The sequence below is a fragment of the Paraburkholderia edwinii genome (genome assembly GCF_019428685.1).
Classification (GTDB): Bacteria; Pseudomonadota; Gammaproteobacteria; order Burkholderiales; family Burkholderiaceae; genus Paraburkholderia; species Paraburkholderia edwinii.
On the sequence record NZ_CP080096.1, the window covers coordinates 2,497,802 to 2,515,991 of the forward strand.

General features: G+C 64.9%; 16 protein-coding genes. 2 read left to right on the plus strand and 14 right to left on the minus strand.

The window, feature by feature from the left end:
* Window positions 1–15: 15 nt before the first annotated feature.
* From KZJ38_RS32695 to KZJ38_RS32720, 6 genes are all read right to left on the minus strand, one after another.
* On the minus strand, window positions 16–1,266 hold the full coding sequence (locus tag KZJ38_RS32695; protein WP_219801170.1) for a cytochrome P450: 1,251 nt from the start codon (window positions 1,264–1,266) through the stop codon (window positions 16–18).
* Between the two features lie 158 nt (window positions 1,267–1,424).
* Window positions 1,425–2,657, minus strand: a complete 1,233-nt coding sequence (locus KZJ38_RS32700; RefSeq protein WP_246641885.1) for a ProQ/FINO family protein — start codon at window positions 2,655–2,657, stop codon at window positions 1,425–1,427.
* Window positions 2,658–2,786: 129 nt separating this feature from the next.
* Complete coding sequence (locus tag KZJ38_RS32705) at window positions 2,787–4,229, minus strand: aldehyde dehydrogenase family protein (RefSeq protein ID WP_219801171.1); 1,443 nt, start codon at window positions 4,227–4,229, stop codon at window positions 2,787–2,789.
* 145 nt (window positions 4,230–4,374) lie between these two features.
* Window positions 4,375–6,027 carry an acetolactate synthase large subunit gene (locus KZJ38_RS32710; RefSeq protein ID WP_219801172.1) on the minus strand — a complete coding sequence of 551 codons (1,653 nt, stop codon included), beginning with the start codon at window positions 6,025–6,027 and terminating at the stop codon, window positions 4,375–4,377.
* 291 nt (window positions 6,028–6,318) lie between these two features.
* Window positions 6,319–6,999, minus strand: coding sequence for a type 1 glutamine amidotransferase domain-containing protein (locus KZJ38_RS32715; protein WP_219801173.1), 681 nt, complete (start codon window positions 6,997–6,999; stop codon window positions 6,319–6,321).
* Window positions 7,000–7,122: 123 nt separating this feature from the next.
* Window positions 7,123–7,488 carry a hypothetical protein gene (locus KZJ38_RS32720; RefSeq protein WP_219801174.1) on the minus strand — a complete coding sequence of 122 codons (366 nt, stop codon included), beginning with the start codon at window positions 7,486–7,488 and terminating at the stop codon, window positions 7,123–7,125.
* Window positions 7,489–7,534: 46 nt separating this feature from the next.
* Between KZJ38_RS32720 and KZJ38_RS32725 the strand changes: the two genes are divergently transcribed.
* The gene (locus KZJ38_RS32725) at window positions 7,535–8,584 is read left to right on the plus strand and encodes a helix-turn-helix transcriptional regulator (RefSeq protein WP_219801175.1); all 1,050 of its coding nucleotides are present in this window, start codon (window positions 7,535–7,537) and stop codon (window positions 8,582–8,584) included.
* Here the strand turns inward: KZJ38_RS32725 and KZJ38_RS32730 are convergent.
* The 3 genes from KZJ38_RS32730 to KZJ38_RS32740 all read right to left on the minus strand — a co-directional run bounded on the left by KZJ38_RS32730 (window position 8,539) and on the right by KZJ38_RS32740 (window position 11,802).
* Window positions 8,539–8,766 (minus strand): hypothetical protein, encoded by a 228-nt coding sequence (locus KZJ38_RS32730; RefSeq protein ID WP_219801176.1) that lies wholly within the window; start codon window positions 8,764–8,766, stop codon window positions 8,539–8,541. The genes KZJ38_RS32725 and KZJ38_RS32730 overlap by 46 nt on opposite strands.
* A 169-nt stretch (window positions 8,767–8,935) precedes the next feature.
* The gene (locus KZJ38_RS32735; protein ID WP_219801177.1) at window positions 8,936–10,108 is read right to left on the minus strand and encodes an NADH:flavin oxidoreductase/NADH oxidase; all 1,173 of its coding nucleotides are present in this window, start codon (window positions 10,106–10,108) and stop codon (window positions 8,936–8,938) included.
* 212 nt (window positions 10,109–10,320) lie between these two features.
* Window positions 10,321–11,802 carry an amidase gene (locus KZJ38_RS32740; protein WP_219801178.1) on the minus strand — a complete coding sequence of 494 codons (1,482 nt, stop codon included), beginning with the start codon at window positions 11,800–11,802 and terminating at the stop codon, window positions 10,321–10,323.
* Between the two features lie 239 nt (window positions 11,803–12,041).
* Here KZJ38_RS32740 and KZJ38_RS32745 point away from each other — a divergent pair, with 239 nt between their 5' ends.
* Window positions 12,042–12,218, plus strand: a complete 177-nt coding sequence (locus tag KZJ38_RS32745) for a hypothetical protein (protein ID WP_219801179.1) — start codon at window positions 12,042–12,044, stop codon at window positions 12,216–12,218.
* A gap of 40 nt (window positions 12,219–12,258) precedes the next feature.
* Here the strand turns inward: KZJ38_RS32745 and KZJ38_RS32750 are convergent, their stop codons facing one another.
* The 5 genes from KZJ38_RS32750 to KZJ38_RS36970 form a co-directional block, all read right to left on the minus strand.
* A complete protein-coding gene (locus KZJ38_RS32750; protein WP_219801180.1) occupies window positions 12,259–13,692 on the minus strand; it encodes an alkaline phosphatase family protein in 1,434 nt (477 codons plus the stop codon).
* Complete coding sequence (locus KZJ38_RS32755; RefSeq protein ID WP_219801181.1) at window positions 13,689–14,987, minus strand: ABC transporter substrate-binding protein; 1,299 nt, start codon at window positions 14,985–14,987, stop codon at window positions 13,689–13,691. Before KZJ38_RS32755 ends, KZJ38_RS32750 begins: the two co-directional genes overlap by 4 nt.
* A gap of 96 nt (window positions 14,988–15,083) precedes the next feature.
* Window positions 15,084–15,923 (minus strand): carbohydrate ABC transporter permease, encoded by an 840-nt coding sequence (locus tag KZJ38_RS32760; RefSeq protein WP_246641886.1) that lies wholly within the window; start codon window positions 15,921–15,923, stop codon window positions 15,084–15,086.
* Window positions 15,920–16,870 (minus strand): carbohydrate ABC transporter permease, encoded by a 951-nt coding sequence (locus KZJ38_RS32765; RefSeq protein WP_219801182.1) that lies wholly within the window; start codon window positions 16,868–16,870, stop codon window positions 15,920–15,922. The genes KZJ38_RS32760 and KZJ38_RS32765 overlap by 4 nt, the downstream gene beginning before the upstream one ends.
* On the minus strand, window positions 16,863–18,149 hold the full coding sequence (locus KZJ38_RS36970; protein WP_219801183.1) for an ABC transporter ATP-binding protein: 1,287 nt from the start codon (window positions 18,147–18,149) through the stop codon (window positions 16,863–16,865). The genes KZJ38_RS32765 and KZJ38_RS36970 overlap by 8 nt, the downstream gene beginning before the upstream one ends.
* Between the last annotated feature and the right edge of the window lie 41 nt (window positions 18,150–18,190).

Sequence of the window (18,190 nt, forward strand, 5' to 3'; positions counted from 1 at the left end):
CGCTGAAAAAGCCGCTTACACGACCGCACGCGCCGCCGCCGTGGCCGCCTTGGCAGGATGCTCGCACCACAGCGCTTCGACGCCACGCAGCGTATTGTGATGCCGCCAGTGCAGTTCGTGCAGATTCAGCACGCGCAAATCCGGCAGCCGCGTGAGCAGCGTTTCGAGCGCGATATGCAGTTCGAGCTGCGCGAGGCGTGCACCGAGGCAATAGTGCAGGCCGCCGCCGAACGACAGAATGCGCCGGTCGTTTTCCGTGCGGTCGAGAATCAGCTGGTTCGGGTCGTGAAATTGCGCGGGGTCGCGGTTCGCACCGCCCAGCATCAGCGTGACGATCGAACCGCGCGGCAACGCAATGCCTTCAATTTCCACGCCGTCTTCGAGTGTCGTGCGCAGCGCCGTTTGCACCGAGCTCTCATAGCGCATGCACTCGATAATCGCCTTGGGCAGCAACTGTGGTTGTTCGCGCAACTTCTTCAGTTGCTCCGGATGCCGATGCAAGCTCACCACCGCGTTGCCGATCATGTTCGAGGTGGTTTCGTGCCCGGCAAAAAAGAGCAGCAGCACGTTCGACACGATTTCATCGTTGGTCAGGCGCCTGCCTTCCGCTTCGACCGAGATCAGCATCGAAATCAGATCGTTGCCAGGCTGCGTGCGGCGCGCTTCGAGCACACCGTAGAAGTAGTGTTCGAGTTCGAGCGTCGCCGCGTTGGCCGCGGCGAGCGTCGCGTCGTCCATCGCGATCGATTCGAACGCTCTTGCAAAGCGCTCCATCTTCAGCCCGATCGCCGCGGCTTCCTCGAACGGCAAGCCAAGCACGCCGGCAATCACCTGCACGGGCAGCGGCAACGCGTAACCGCTGACGAGATCGAATGGCTTGTCGTGCGCCAGCGCGCCGATCAGCCGCTCGGCCGTCGCGCGCGTGACTTCGCGCAGCCGCTCGACCTGACGCGCGTTGAACGCTTGCATCAGCAAGGCGCGCAGCGGCGTGTGCTCGGGCGGATCCATCGTGATGAACATACGGCTGAGCGCCTGGAACGTCGGCTGCGACGCGCGTTCTTCGCCATAACGGCGCACGACGCCGGGCATATAACGGCGGCCCATGCGGCGGTCGTCGAGCAAGGCGGTGACGATCCCGTAGCGCGCCGTCGCGAAACGCTTGCCGTCCGGCGTCAATGCGACGAGCGGCCCTTGCTCGCGCAGTACTTCGTAGTACTGGTACGGATCGTCGAAAAAAGCGGGGGATTGGAATGCGGGAGCGTTCATCAGCGAGGGCCTCCGTGGATCGGAAACTGAGCGGAAACTAAGCGGAAACAGAGGACGCCGCATGACGCCCTTGTCCCGATTACAGCGCTCGCTGTGCTTTTATTCCTTTTTGCTTTTTATTCCAGATTATTTGCTTTTATCCGGCCGCTATCTCGCAGCTATTCGGTTGCGGCTTTGGTCGATGCCGACGAAGTCTCGTTTTCAGGCGCCGGCTGGGCCGCGGCTTCGTTTGCATCGGCTGAAGGCGATACCGCTTGCGTGTTCTCTGATGCCTGCGAATGCGCCGATGCTTGCGCCGGCTCCATTGCCTGCGCCGCTTCCGCCGCTGGCGTGCTTTCCGCAATCTGTGCGTTTTCGGCCGCTGGCGCGCCTTCTGCAACCTGTGCGCTTTCCGCAACCTGCGCGCTTTCCGCAACCTGCGCGTTTTCCGCAACCTGTGCGTTTTCCGCCGCTGGCGTGTCGCCCGTTGCCGCCTGCTCCTGCGGCTTATCCGACGGCTGCGCCGCCCCTTCCGCATGGCGCGGCCGACGTGGACCGCCGCGCTGCAAACTGCGCGCGAACGCCGTATCGCGCGAGCTGACCTGCCCCGCCGGCTGGCCGTTCAGATCGACGCGCGCCGCGCCCTCGACGAGACACGCCCAGTAGCGGCTGCCGCGGCACCATGTGGCGATCGCTTCGCGAATTTCGGCTTCGTTTAGCGCCAGTTCCTGCGCATGCGGCAGCAGATCTTCGAGAATGCCGATTTTCAGCGGCAGTTTCGGCTCGGGCTTCTTCGGGAACGCAGCAGGAAAGCGCTTCTGCAATTTGCCGATCGCGTGCACGACCGGATCGACCGGTTCCTGCGGCGGTCTGTTTCTCTGGCGATTGCGCGAATCCGCCTGATTTCCGGACGGCGGACGCGCCTCGTGTCCCGCGTGCTGGCCGACTTGCTGCCCGCCGGTGCGCGCTTCCCCACGTGCTTCCCCGCGTCCCTGGCCGCGCGACTCGCCACGCTGCGGGTCGCGCTGCTGGTCACGCGATTCGCCACGTTGCGGCCGCCCCTGCTGCTGCCGCCCGCGCGACTCGCCATGCCGCGCGTGCTTCTGCGCGCCGCCCGGCTGGCCCGCCGACGGGCTGCCTGAGTGGCTGCCTGAGTGGCTGCCTGAGTGGCCGCCTGAGTGGCCGCCCGAAGCGTTACCTGCAGCGTTGCCCGATTGAGCAGCGGATTGGCCGCCGCCGCCCTGACCCGCCGGGCGGCCCCGGCCTTCGCCGTCTTTACGCGGCCGATACGTCGAGCCCATCGAGCCATCCGCGGATTTTTCCGCCGCTCGCTCCGCAGCCTTCTGCTGCCTTTGTTGCCGCGCTTGCTGCTCGAGTTGCTTTTTCAACTCGGCCAGTTGTTCGAAACCCATGCTGTGTCCTGCAAAAATGACGCGTGATTCTACCAGCCCCGTGTGATGCCCACGCGGTGTGGCGTTACCGCACGTCGCGCCGCCCGTTCAATACTGTTGGCACAGCGAGCCGAACGAATGCGCCGCGCGCTACTTGCGCCATGTCTCGCGCATCACCATCAGGCGCAATTCGGTCATATCCTCGATCGCGTAGCGAATGCCCTCGCGGCCAAGACCCGAATCCTTCACGCCGCCGTACGGCATATTGTCGACTCTGAACGACGGCACATCGTTGATCACCACCCCACCCACTTCCAGTTCGTCCCACGCTTCGTGCGCATGCGCGAGCGAATCGGTAAACACGCCTGCCTGCAGGCCGAAGTCGCTGTCGTTGACGGTCGCAAGTGCTTCGCTGTACTGCTCGAAGCGTTCGAGTATCGCGACCGGCCCGAATGCTTCCTTGCGATACAGGTCCGTATCGCGTCCGACGTTTTCGAGCAGCGTCGCCTCGAAATTGGCGCCGTCGACCTTGCCGCCCGCGACGATCTTCGCCCCCGCCTTCACCGCGCTTTCCATCCAGCCGGCAAGGCGTTTTGCTTCCGATTCGGAGATCATCGGCCCGACGAAGGTTTGCTCGTCCTTCGGATCCCCCATCTTCAGCGACTTCGTTTTTGCAATCAACCTTTCGCGCAACGCGTCATAGATATCCGCGTGCGCGAGGATGCGCTGCACGCCGATGCAGCTTTGGCCCGATTGATAGAACGCGCCGAACGCCAGCCGGTCGACCACATAGTCGAGCTTGTCGCGCTGGTCCTTGTCGACGATCGCCGCCGCATTGCCGCCCAGTTCCAGAATGACTTTCTTCTTGCCGGCCTTCGCTTTCAGGTCCCAGCCGACCGCGGGCGAGCCCGTGAATGAAAGTAGTTTGAAACGTTCATCGGTCGTAAACAGGTCGGCACCGTCGCGGTGCGCGGGCAGAATCGAAAACGCGCCCTTCGGCAAGTCCGTTTCGGCGAGCACTTCGCCGATGATCAGCGCGCCGACCGGCGTGCGGCTCGCCGGCTTCATCACGAACGGCACGCCCGCCGCGATACCGGGCGCGACCTTGTGCGCGGCGAGGTTCAGCGGGAAATTGAACGGCGAGATAAACGAGCACGGCCCGATCGGCACACGCTTCACGTAGCCGTGGTAGCCCTTGGCGCGCGGCGAAATTTCCAGATTGATCACTTCGCCGTCCATCCGCACGGATTCTTCGGCCGCGACCTTGAAGGTATCGATCAGGCGCGTGACTTCGCCGCGCGAATCGTTGATCGGCTTGCCGGCCTCGATGCAGAGCGCCATCGCGAGCTCGTCGTAGCGCTCGCGAAAGCGCTTCACGCAGTGTTCGAGCACCGCTTGCCGTTTGAACGGCGCAAACGCGCGCATCGCCGGCATCGCTTCGGCCGCGCGGGCGATCGCCGCATCGATGGCTTTTGCGTCGGCGAGCGCGACGCGCGTCGCGACTTCGCCCGTGAATTTGTCGGTCACTTCGAGATCCGTGTTCGCGGCGACCGGTTCGTTGGCAAGGTAGTACGGGTACGTCTTTTTCAGCATCACACGTCTCCTTGAGGACGCTCGTCATTCGCGTCGGGCTGAGCAATCGGCGTGCCGCGCTGTGTGCGAAGCTGCCGCAGCCGCCGCGGAAATTCCGGGAAGCGGCCGAGAAGCCGCCGCGGACCCGGCACCCGCGCGGCGCCTGTCAAAGCTGCGCCGATAAGCGCTTGATCTCGCGATTCAGCACGCGCTCGTTGTCAGAGTAGTCGATCGGCAGATCGATGACATGCACTCCCGGTGTCGCGAAACAATCGCGCACGAGCGGCGCGAACTCCGCCGCCGACGTGATGCGATGCCCATGCGCGCCATAGCTTTTCGCGTAGTCGACGAAGTCCGGGTTCGAGAGCGTCATCCCATAGTCCGGGAAATTCATGTTTTCCTGCTTCCAGCGGATCATGCCGAATGCGTCGTCGCGCAATATCAGCACGACGAGATCGAGCTTCAGGCGCACCGCAGTTTCGAGCTCCTGCGAATTCATCATGAAGCCGCCGTCGCCGCAAACAGCCATCACCTTGCGCTCCGGATGCACGATCTTCGTTGCGATCGCGGACGGCAGCCCCGCGCCCATCGACGCGAGCGCATTGTCGAGCAGCAGCGAATTCGGCTCATGCGCGCGGTAGTAGCGCGCGAACCAGATCTTGTACATGCCGTTGTCGAGACAGATGATGCCGTCCTGCGGCATCGTCTCGTAGACGTCGTTGACGATACGCACCGGGTACATCGGAAAACGTTCGTCGTGCTGGCCCTTCGCGAGATGCGCGTCGAAGTGCGACTTGATCTCGGTGAAGCGCGCGAAATCCCAATGCTCGCCGCGCCCCTTGAGCGCCTCTTTCAACTGCCACACCGCATTCGCGATATCGCCGACCACTTCGATCTGCGGGAAGTACACGGCATCCACTTCGGCGCCGAGAAAATTCACATGAATAACCGTCTTGTCGCCGACGTCAGCGCCGCGCATAAAAAACGGTGGCTTTTCGATCACGTCGTGGCCGACATTGATGATGCAGTCGGCGTGATCGATCGCGCGGTGCACGAAGTCGCCGTCGGACAAGGTCGCATTGCCGAGCCACATCGGATGCGATTCGTCGATCACGCCCTTGCCCATTTGCGTCGTGAAAAACGGAATGCCGACCTGATCGACGAATTCGCGCAGCATGTTGCAGGTGGTCTTGCGATTGCCGCCCGCACCGATCATCAGCAACGGATGCCGCGCCGCGGTGATCGCTTCGACCGCGCGCTCGACCGCCTTTTCCTCGACCACCGGCCGCCGGCTGTAGCTCTTCGGAATCGGCTTGCCGTCGCCTTCTTCATGCGCGACGTCTTCGGGCAATTCCAGATGCGTGGCGCCGGGCCGTTCCTCTTCGGCGCGACGGAATGCTTCGCGCACTGACGCAGGGATATTGCCGATCGACACGATCTGGCGTGTGTATTTCGTGAGCGGCTCCATCATGCGCACGACGTCGACAATCTGGAAATGCCCCTGCTTGCTCGACTTGATCGGCTTCTGCCCGGTCACCATCAGCATCGGCATGCCGCCTAACTGCGCATACGCGGCCGCGGTGACAAAGTTCGTGGCGCCGGGCCCGAGCGTCGCAATACAGACGCCCGTGCGGCCCGTCAGACGGCCATAGGTTGCCGCCATAAAACCCGCCGCCTGTTCGTGGCGCGTCAGAATCAGCCGGATGCGGGAGCGGCGCAACGATTCGAGCAGATCCAGATTTTCTTCTCCGGGAATGCCGAACACGTATTCAACGCCTTCCGCTTCCAACGATTTGACGAACAGATCCGATGCTTTCATAAAAGAGCCTCGTATGAATTCAGGATGCAGCGTGGGATTTCGCGCGGGACGCCGGGCCGACATGCAAAGGCCGGAGCCGCAAACGTGGCATTGAGTGAAAGCTTACTCTTTCGTGGGCGATCGTGCGTCAAACGGGTTAGACAAATGGCGCGCAAGGGCACGCGCTGCAACAACGAATACGAGGCAACAGGAAAGGCCGCTGCGCGCGATCGATCCGCGATCCATCGCGCGCAGCGGCCTTCTTCACTTTTGTTCGATTGCCAGTCAGTGCTGTGCCGACGCACTTAGTACTCAGTTCTTGAACAGCTTGAGAAGCTCTTTTGCAGCGGGACCCGAAGACGCCGGGTTTTGTCCTGTGACCAACAGGCCGTCGACGAGGACATACGGCGCCCAGTCCGGGCCTTTCGAATACTTGCCGCCCTTTTCCTTCAGCATGTCTTCGACGAGAAACGGCACGACCTTCGTCAATTGCACGGCCTCTTCCTCGCTGTTCGCAAAGCCCGTGACCGAGCGGCCCGCAACGAATGGCTTGCCATCCTTGCCTTTGACGTTTTTAAAAACGCACGGTGCGTGACACACGGCCGTCACCAGTTTGTCCGTGGCGATCGCGCGTTCGATCAGCGCGGCGGAGTCCTTGTCTTCGGCGAGGTCCCACATCGGGCCATGCCCGCCGGGGTAGAACACGGCATCGAAGTCGTCCATCGACATGGTCGACAGCTTGTGGGTGTTCGCGAGTGTGTTGGTCGCTTCCGTGTCTTTCTCGAAGCGGCGCGTCAGATCGGTTTGAAATTCGGGTTCGTTGCTTTTAGGGTCGAGCGGCGGTTGACCGCCCTTTACCGAGGCAAGCGTCAGTTCCGCTCCTGCGTCCTTGAATACGTAATAAGGTGCCGCGAGTTCCTCAAGCCAGAAACCGGTTTTCTTGCCGGTATCGCCTAGCTTGTCGTGCGAGGTCAAAACAATCAGGATTTTCATGTCGATCGCTCCAGGATGTGCTTGCCGTGGCCGCATACCATCTGCCGCTACCGGCGTTCAGGCAGGACGCGCGAACGACCGGCAAGCCATCTTTCGACGAAGTTCTCGAATACGCAAGCGGCGTTACAACTGCCGCCACTTCTGCAGCACACCGATCCATTTTTGTGCAGCGAGATCGCCGCGCCCCAGGGATGCATTGCGCGCTAATGAACGGTATCGCCGCGTGGGCATGGCCATCGCAGTGCATACCTTCGTATAGATACCGCAGACTGTGATTTGCCCATTGGACACTACCGTACGATTTCCACTGCGCCCGACCGACGATATGTTCGAGGCGTCTACGTTTTTTCGTGGGCCGCGCGTCGATACGGGCGGCGAGGCCCGTTTCCCGTGCCCGGCCGCATCAGACACGACCTGCTCGTAGTTTCGCCGCAGTTTCGTCGTAGTTCCGCCCTCCATCACGAGGTGATCCGCGATGTCGTCGTTCATATCTTTATCCGTAGAGCCCTCGAACCTCACCGCAGCCGGCAGCGGCATGCGCACACCATTGATGCCGCCGGCCCGGCCGCGCGCGCAGCTTCGTCATGAAGCGAGCTGGCGCGGCATGCCGCAGGAGCGCGCCGACGATCCCGCGCCGCATGGCGCGCACACGATCGTGCTGGCGCGCTGGACCACCAGCTCCGAAGGCGAAGGCAATGCGATCGGCCCGCAAGGCTATTACGTGATCGCGCTCGCGCTGCGTCCGACGCTGATGCGCCTGTCGACGCATGGCCATGTGCTGCACGACGGTCCGATCGATCGCGGCATGGTGCAAGTGACCGCGCCCGCGACGCAGATCGAGTACCGTGCACATGCGCCGTCCGACTTTCTCCATATTTACCTGTCGGCGGAGTACGTCGCGCAATGTCCCGATCCGGCGCTCGCGATGCGCACGCAGCAGGCACACCATGCGTGCTTTCCATTCATGCGCGACAGCGTGATCCGGCAGCTCATGCATGTGCTCGTCGAAGCGCTCGATAGCCCGGACCCGGCGAGCCGCGCCTGCGTGGACGCGGTCGCGCGCGCGATCGCCGCGCGCGCACTCGGCATCGCATTGCAACCGGCCCACTCCGGTCAGCCCGAGCCCGGCAGAACGCCCGCGCTCGAAAGCTGGCGCCTGCAACGCACGGTCGCGTTTATCGACAACCATCTCGATCAGCCGATTTCGCTGCAGCAGCTCGCGCATGCGGTCGGACTTTCGCCGACCTATTTCGCGGCGCGCTTTCGTGCGGCAGTGGGTGCGTCACCGCGTCTCTTCGTGATGCGTCGGCGCATCGAGCGCGCAAAGCTGCTGCTCGCATCGACGCAGATGAGCATGATCGATGTTGCGCTGAATGTGGGCTTCCGCACGCAGTCGCACTTCACGACCGTGTTCGGCCGCCAGGAAGGCGCGACGCCGCACCAGTGGCGCATGCGCTGCGCGAACATGGACGATGCGGTTAGCGCGGATGGGCTCAGCGACGCCGCGCACGACACGCTGAGGTTGCCGGAGCACTGCGCTCAGTCCGGCATCACGAAGCAATGCAACGCGGCAGCGTCCTCCTGAAGCACGAACTCGGTCGCGCGCCCCACGCGGACATCGAGCAGCAGACGCTCGAGTTCGACCTGCTCCGCGCGCAACGTATCCGGATTCGCGACATGCCGGTCGTCGAGCGCATCGGAAACGATGCGCCGGCGCACCATAATCTTTTCTATCGCGCGTGCGCGCGTCAAAAACAGCTGTTCCATACCTGTTCGTCGATTCACCAAGCTTGCGAGCGGCCCGCCCGGCCGCTCGCGCTACGATTCGACTACGCACGGCTTGCATGATTCCTTGATGCGCGCAAAAAAGATAATGGGCGCACGCCGCGCTTTATGCGGCACGCACACCGTGTGTGCTCTTACCGTCTTGAACCGCCTATTCGTCTTCGATGCTGAGCAGGCACTCGTCGGCTTCGGTCCACATCGGCTCGGGGCACACGATGCGCGCGTCGCCGAACAGCGACTTGAAGCGGCTCGGCTGCGCGCGCAGATACTGCTTCGGCGCGCGTACCTGCGCGCCCAGTTCCGCGGCCGCATGCCACGGCCAGCGCGGATCGTAGAGCACTGTGCGGGCGAGCGCGATCATATCGGCGTCGCCGTTCGCGACGATGCTTTCGGCATGTTCGACGTTGCTGATCAAGCCGACCGCGATGACCGGCATACGCACGGCCGCCTTCACCGCGCGCGCAAGCGACACCTGGTAGCCCGGCGCCACGGGAATCTTCTGCTCCGCATGCAGGCCGCCGCTCGATACGTGGATCGCATCGCAGCCGCGCGCTTCGATCGCCTTCGCAAACGCGATGGTCTGCTCGATATCCCAGCCGCCCTCGACCCAGTCGGTGCCCGACACGCGCACGCTGACGGGCCGCTCCTTGGGAAAGGCGTCGCGCACTACGTCGAATACTTCGAGCGGAAAGCGCATGCGGTTTTCGAGCGAGCCGCCGTATTCGTCGGTGCGCTGATTCGAGAGCGGCGACAGGAACTGATGCAGCAAGTAACCGTGCGCGCAATGCAGCTGGATGAGGTCGAGACCGAGCCGTGCGGCGCGTTGGGCGGCCGCGGCGAATGCATCGCGCACGCGTTTGAGTCCGTCGCGGTCGAGCGCGACCGGCGGGTGATCGTGCCGGTCGAACGGAATCGCCGACGGCGCCTCGGTCTGCCAGCCGTTCGGCTGTCCCGGCGCGAACTGCAGCCTGCCGGCCCACGGCACTTCGGTCGACGCCTTGCGCCCCGCATGATCGAGCTGCAGGCCAATCGGCATGTTCGACCAGCGCCGGATATGCCCGAGCGTCTCGCGCATCGCGGCTTCGCACGCATCGTCGTAGAGACCGACGTCGCCGTATGTGATACGGCCTTCCGGTACGACCGCAGTCGCTTCGATCGTCAGGAGCGCGGCGCCCGATAGCGCGAGCTGCCCGAGGTGAATCACATGCCAGTCGTTCATGCAGCCGTTTTCGGCCGAATACTGGCACATCGGTGCAATCACGATCCGGTTCGACAGGTGCACGTTGCGGACCTGCGCCGGTTGGAAGAGAGCGGATTGAGCCACAGTGAACTCCTTGGCGTGCACACGCACGTCAAGGAGTGTAGGTGATCGCCGCGCAAATGCAGCGGCGTCGCGCGCATAGATCCGCGCGCCGGCCGTGCATTGACGACAGTTGTTCCATCATGCGATACGCGGGTGGAACTCGTTGCTGTTGGTCAAGTGCGTTTATGTGCGCGCCTTCCTTGATCAAGGCCTTTCACGCCCATCGCGCGGCGTTACACCCCGGGCGCGGCAGTCACGATCGACTTCAGCTCCGGCACCGGCTGCGCCAGCTTCGCAAGATCGGGACGCACACGGCGACGCGCCGCGTCGCGTTCCCACCGCATTTCGAGCGACTGCGCGATATCGAGCAGCCGTGCATCGCCGCGAAACGCGCCGATCACCTGCATCCCGAACGGCATGCCCGCGTAATCGGTGCCGCACGGCAGCGAGATCGCCGGGTTGGTCGCGAGTGTGACCAGATAGGTCAGCGCGAGCCAGCGGTAATAGTTCGCGAGCGGCTTGCCGTTCATTTCCGCGAGATAGACCTGCGACCACGGGAAGGTCGTGACCGGCGTGGTCGGCGACACGATCACGTCGTAGCGGTCGAATACCTGCTGAAAGCGGCGGAACAGCCGCGTCTGTTCCGCATGCGCCCACACGACGTCGGCCAGCGACATCGCGCGGCCCATCTCGTAGTTGGTGCGCGTGTTCGATCCGAGCGAGTCGGGATCGCGCTCGTAGATCTCCTGAAAGCCGGCCACAAAATTCTGCGCGCGGATGATATCGAAACAGCGGTCCGCTTCGCCCATGTCGAGCTCGAGCGGCTCGCACACTTTCACTTCGCGCGACAGCGCAGCGATTTTCTCGCGGAACGTCTTGCGCATCGTGTCGTCGACGGCGGCCACGCCGAAGTCTTCGGTGTAAGCGACGCGCAAGGTCGCGATGTCGACGGGCCTGAATTGCGCGAACGCGGCCCTGTCGTTCGGCACGCTCAGCGGGTCGCTCGCTTCGAGGCCGACGGTCGCCGCAAGCTGCAGCCGCGTATCGGCAACGTTGCGAGCCATCGGGCCGACCACCGTCAGCGGCGTCCAGCCGAGCGGCAGCCGATCGTTCGGCACAAGCCCCGGCGACGGACGAAGGCCGACCACGCCACACATTGCGGCAGGAATGCGCAGCGATCCGCCGGTATCGGAACCCGTGCACAGCGGCAACATGTCGGTAGCGAGCGCGACGGCCGAACCGCCCGACGAGCCGCCCGCATTCAGCAACGGATTGAACGGATTGCCGGTCGCGCCCCACACGACGTTGCGCGTATTCGCGCCCGCGCCGAACTCGGGCACATTGGTCTTCGCGGCGACGATCGCGCCCGCGGCCCGCAAACGCGCGACCATCACGTGGTCCTGCTGCGGCACGTGCGTGCGAAAAAGCGGCGAGCCGTAGGTGGTCAACAGACCCGCGGTTTCCTCGAGATCCTTGATGCCGATCGGCAGGCCGTGCAGGGTGCCCAGTGCGTCGCCGCGCACCACCGCCTGCTCGGCGCGGCGCGCGGCGTCGCGCGCGCGGTCGAAATCGGTTGCCGCGATGGCATTCACGGCCGGGTTCAAGGCTTCGATACGCGCAATGCAGGCGTCGAGCAACTCGACCGGCGAGAGCTCGCGGCTGCCGATCATGCGCCGCGCCTCGACGGCCGATAGAGCAACAACTAATTCGTCCATATCCGGTCCAATCCTGGCGATTCGATGAGTAGAAGAAGTGTGCGACGCGCGAGTGTGCAGTGGCAAGTTGCACTGCGATGACGCGGAAGATTGGCGCCCCCCGAGGGCTGCTTCGCGCCGGACTTCGTGGCGCCGCGATCTTGTGATGATGCCATGTCTGCGGCATCGATGCCGGGCATCGCACGGTTGCCTCGCGGCCTGGAGTCAAGCGGCGCGCCGTAGATGGCGTGCCGTGTTCAGTGCAGGCGACGCAGTCGCACAGCCTTGCAGCGCTTGCGAGGACGCAGTGCCCTGACGAGGGCGGCCAGGGCACGCATGTGCAACAGGTGGTCGCGCTGCTCGCGATGCGCAAGCAGCCAGCCGTCGTGACGCCACCGATTCAGTTCACGACGGCGGACAATTTCACCGAGACGTAGCGCGCGCATTGATTTTCAGAAGTGGATCGATGGGTACGCGCTAGTCGCGCGGGCGCGCCTTCGCGTGTGTAGCGGATTGCGCGTCGGCTCGTGCGTCGCTGAACGCACCATCCGCACCATCCGCGCCAACGCGTTCGAGCAGCGAGCGCCCGTCGACATCGCCATACGGCAAGCCCAGAAAATCGAGCACGGTCGGCGCGATATCGACAAGCCCCGTCGGCTGATCGATCACCGCGGGCGCCATGCCCGCGTGATCGACGATCAGAAACGGACGCGTCTCATCGGCGCCCCAGCCGCCGTGTTCGCCGTGGCCCGGCACTTTGGTCTTGCCGGGCTCGTCGACGGTCCAGCGCATGCCGCGCACACCGTGCGCATTGCCGCCGGCGACACGCGCCATATTCACCGCGGCCACGATGCCGTCGCGCGCATCGAGGCCACGCGCACGCAACGCGTCGCCGGTTTCGACCGCATCGACCCACGGCTCGTGGCTCAATCGTTCGAGCACGCCGCCGAGCGCATGCCGGCCCGCTTCGGTCGCATACAGCAGCGCGGCCGTGCCCTGCCCGGCCACCGCGATATGACACGCATCGACCTCGCGCGCGAGTCCTTGCGCGCGCAACCATGCATCGAGATCGACGCTGCCCGCGATCGTCTCCTGTCCGTGATCGGAGCCGGCGAGCAGCAGAACGTTCTCGCCCTGCTCGCGCTGGCGCCGCACTGTGTACAGCACTTCGGCGACGCAGCGATCCGCGTGACGCAGCGCGTCGCGATGCACGGGCGAACCGAGCGGCGCGCCGTGCAGCGTCGCATCGGGATGCGCGAGCCACAACACCGCGACCGCGGGCCGCCGCCACGTCAGCACTTCGGTACAGAAGCGCTGCGTCATCGCCCAGTCGCCGGCGAAGTCCTGGCCGATGCCGAGCGCCGCCGCGCCGACGATCGGCTCGCCGCCCGGCGCAAACGAACCGGCGCGGTGATACACGTGGCCGAAGTGCTCCGGGTCGAGAAAATACGCGGCGCCCGGCGACACATTCGACATGGCGATAAATCCGCCGTGCGCGACGACGCGTTCCGCGAGCGTCGGCACACGCAAGGTCGTGCCCGTCGCGCGGCGCAGATGCGTGCGGAAATCGGGCGCGCCGACGTCGTACACGCGCAGCTTGCCGTTTTCGGCAAGGCCCATGCGATTGCCGTGCAAGCCATGGCGATCCGGCCTGCACCCGGTCGCCACCGACGCAGCCGATACGCGCGTGACCGACGGAAACACGGCATGGTGATCCGCACACCACAGGCCTTCGTGCGCGAGCGCGTGCAAGGTGGGCGTCAGCTCCGCATCGATCCAGTCGCGGCCGAGCGCGTCGCAGCAGATAAACACCGCACGGCGCGTTTGCGATTGCAACGGTGCCGGCGCAGGATGCGCAACGCCTGCTTCGCCCTTGCGATCCGGCAAGGCGTGATCAGTAGCCGCGCTCATTTCGGCAACAGTGCTGCAACTTGAGCGGCCATGTCGGCCAGCACCTTGTCCGGTTCGTGCGCGCGCTTGCCGCTTGCAACGGACTCGAGGTTGTCCTTGATCACATCGATCACCTTGAGCCCGTTCGGCCCCGGGAACGCATACCAGCCGGTCGCGAAGCTGCGCTCTCCGACGGCCACTGCGTAGTTCGGATTGGCCGCGTAGAAGTCTTTCATCAGCACGGCGGCCTTGTCGTTCGGTGGGAAGTAGCCGGTGCGTTTCGCGACGTCGGCCGCTTCGTCCGCGCGCGTCGCGAAACTGAGGAAGCGCCATGCGGCCTGCTGTTTTGCCGCGTCTTTCGCGGTAATCATGAGGCCGTTGCCGCCGGTCGGCAGCTTCGACGTGCCCGCCCGCAGATCGGGATACGGGCCGACCACCACCGGAAAACGCCCGGCGGCAAGCTTCTGGATGGTCGCGAGCTGCGCCGTCGATGTCGCGACCATACCGAGACCGCCGGCTGCGAACTGCTGGCGCGCGGCCAGATGCGTCAGATACGGCATGCGGCCTTCGTTGACGAAGCGCGCGAGCTGGTTGATCGCCCAGCGCCCTTCGCTGCCGTCGAAGGCGACCTTGCGCTCGCTGCTGTCGAGCATCGTGCCGCCGCGGCTGAAGACGAGCGCCTGCCACATCCAGTTGCCGGTTTCGTCCCACGCGTAGAACATGCCGCCCGTGTTCGCGTCGAGGCTGCCGATCTTGTGCGCGAGCGCGATGACGCCATCCCATGTGGCCGGCAGATGCGCGGGGTCGCCGCCTGCGCGTTCCACGAGGTCCGCGTTGTAGTAGAGCACGGGCAGGGACACGGCGAACGGCAGCGCAAAACTCTTGCCTTTAACGGTGCCCGCATGCAGCAGCGCGTCGTCGAAACCTTGCGTCGCGAAGCCTTTGTCCGCAGCGATAAAACCGTCGAGCGGCGCCGCGATCTGCTGGTCCGACAGCGTGCGGATACCGTTCAAGCCCTGCATCACCACATCGGGCTGCGTGCCCGCGACTGCTTCGCGCAATACCGTTTGCAGCACCTGTTCGTACTCGGGCGCCGGCGCGCGGTACGTCACGCGAATGTCCGGGTTCGCCGCCATAAAGCGCTTGGCGAGGTCTTCCATCGACGGGCGAAACACATCGGGAAAAGCGTACAGCACCGAGAGTTCGGTCTGCGCGGCGGCCGCCGCGCGCGGCGCGATACTGAATGCGGCTGCGCCGGGGCCGACAAGGCCGAGCAGCCCGATCATCTGTTTGAGGCGAGTCCTGCGTGCGTTCAAGCCGATACTCCTTCATGCGTGACGGAAAGGCTGCAGCCGGGCTGCACGAGCGCGCGTCAAATACGCCTCAGCCTGCTTTAGCCCGCTTAACCGGTGTCAGCCTTTAATGCCGGTAAGGGCGATACCTTCGATAAACCTGCGCTGCGCAAGCAGAAACGCGGCCACCAGCGGCGCGATGACGATCGCGGCCGCCGCCATCAGCGCGCCGTAATCGGTGCCGGCCTCCTCGTTGCGGAAAAACGCGATGCCAAGCGGCGGCGTCAGCTTCTCCGGCGACGACAGCACGATCTGCGGCCAGAAGAACTCGTTCCAGTGCGTCGTGACCGAGAAGATGCCGAATGCCGTCACGGCGGGCATCGCGATCGGCAGCATCAGCCGGAACACGATGCCGAATTCGCTGAAGCCGTCCAGACGCGCGGCGTCAAGCAGTTCGTCCGGAATCGTGCGGAAGTACTGGCGCATCAGATAGATGCCGAACGCGGACACGCTATACGGCAGCGCCATCGCCCATAAGGTGTCGATCAGAGCGAGGCGCTGCGCGAGCAGGAACTGCGGAATCGCCACGACCTGCGGCGGCAGCATCAGGCAGAACACCACCGCGCCGAACAGCAGCCGGCGGCCGCGAAACGGCACCTTCGCGAGCACATACGCGCACGGCAACGCGATGACAAGTTGCAGCACGAAGATCAGCACGACCACGAGCGCGCCATTCGCGAGATACGTGAGCATCGGCACGCGCTCGAACACCGCGGCGAAGTTGACCCAGCCGGCGAAATGCGTGGGCCACACGTGCAGTTCGCGGCTGAAGATTTCGTTGGCGGGCTTGATCGCCGTCGACAGCATCCAGAAGAAAGGTGCGAGCGCAACGATGCTGGTTGCGATCAGCACGAGATGGCGCAGCAGCGAGCCGGTCAGGTGGGGACGTGTCGCGCTCATGATGGGCGGGCTCGTCGTGACGTCGCGCGAGGAGCGGTCATCCGGAACTTCAACAGCGTAAGCACGCCGACGAGCACGAGGAACACCACTGCGATCGCCGCCGCGCGCCCTGTGCGGAAGAATTCGAAGGCTTCGCTAAACATCGTGTACAGCAGCACTTCGGTCGATTTCTGCGGGCCGCCGCCCGTGATCACGTAGACCGTTTCGAACAGCTGGAACGAGCGGATCACCGAGATCACGACGACGAAACCGGTAATCGGCCGCAGCATCGGCCACGTGACGAGCCAGAAGCGGTCCCATGCGCGCGCAGCGCCATCGACGGCCGCCGCTTCGTAGTACTGCGCGGGAATCGCCGTGAGGCCGGTCAGGAACAGCACCATGTTGAAGCCGGCCATCTGCCAGACGCCGATGATCGCGAGCGAGATCAGCGCCGTCGACGGGTCTTCGAGCCAGCGCGGCCCGGCGATGCCCGCCTTCGCGAGCAGCAGGTTCACGAGGCCGAAGCTTGGGTGCAGCATGAACTCCCAGACCACGGCGATCGCGATCGTCGCGGCCATGACGGGCAGAAAGTGGATCGTGCGGTACAGGCCCTTGAGGCTCGTGCGCGCGTCGATCAGCATCGCGAGGCCGAGGCCGGTCGCCGTCGATGCAGGCACGACGAGCGCCGTGTAGGCGAGCGTGTTCGCGAGCGAGTGGCGCATGACCGGATCGCTTGCGAGGTCGACGAAATTGCGCGCGCCGATAAACGCCAGCGTCGATGCGCCGAGCCGGTAGTCGGTGAACGATAGACCGATGACGACCACCAGCGGCACGATCAGTGTGATGAGGCCGAGGATGATCGCGGGGCCTGCGTACAGCGCGACGATGGGCCAGTGCCGATCGTGTTGGCTCGTGCCGTTTGCGATGGCGATTGCGCGGCGCGCGTCGGGACTCAGCACGTCAGCCATGCGCGAACTGCCGGGTCGCCGCTGCTGCGCCGCTCGCGATCACGTCGTGCGCGATGCGGCGGCCTGTTTCGTCGAACACCAATGCGCGCGACAGATCGGGCAAGACGCCGACTGCGTCGCCGGGACGCGGTACCGGCATGGGGTCGGACAGCCCGCGTGGTGTGCGTACGATCAGTCGTTGCTGCGATTCGCTCTGCGCGCGATGCGGTTTGCCGATCGGGCTTGCCGCGGTGACGTTCGCGGTGACGTGCACTGCGGCGCCAACATCGGCTCCATACAGACCGACATGCACGAGCGTATCCGCGCCCAGACACTCGACATGCAGCACGCGCGCAGGCAACGCGCCGTGCTGCCCGATCCCCGTCAACGCGAGATGTTCGGCGCGCAGCCCGACGCTCACGCTCGCCCCTTCCGTCGCGTCCACCGCGTTCACCGCCAGCGGCAGCACAAAACCGCTGGCCGTCGCGAGACCACGCGACGCCGCACGCACCGTTGCTTGCAGCACGCCGATACCCGGCGTGCCGAGCGTGCGCGCGACATCGAGCGTCGCCGGCTGCGTATAAAGCCCGGCAGGCGTGCCGAACTGCAGGATGCGGCCGCCGCGCATCACGGCGATCTTGTCGGCCATCGTCATCGCTTCGACCTGGTCGTGCGTGACGTAGATCGTCGCGACGTTCAGGCGCCGGTGCAGCTCGACGATCTCGCTGCGCATGCTCGCGCGCAGCTCGGCGTCGAGGTTCGATAAAGGCTCGTCGTAGAGAAACACGGACGGCTGGCGCACGATCGCGCGCCCGAGCGCCACGCGCTGGCGCTGGCCGCCCGACAGCGCGCCGGGCTTGCGTTCGAGCAGCGCGCCAATGCCGAGCGCGTCGGCTGCGGCGGCGACGTCCGCGTCGATGCGCGCGTGCCGCTGCCGGCTCGCCGCCGACAGACGCCACATCAGCGGCATGCGCTCCCATGCGCGCATGCGGCGCAATGCGAGCGGTGTCGCGAGGTTCTGCCGGATCGTCAGATGCGGATAGAGCGCGTAGTTCTGGAACACCATCGCGACGTCGCGATCGGCCGCCGCGAGCTCAGCGACATCGCGCCCGCCGATGCGGATCGCGCCGGCGTCGGGCCAGTCGAGACCCGCGATCAGGCGCAGCAGCGTTGACTTTCCGCATCCGCTCGGGCCCACGAGTGCGACGAATTCGCCATCGGCGACGGCGAGGTTCACCGCGTCCGCCGCGACATGCGCGCCATAGCGGCGCGTGACGCCCGATAGCTCGACGCCGGCCACGTCAGCGCGCCTCGCGCCGCGACGAGCGGCAGCGCGTCGCC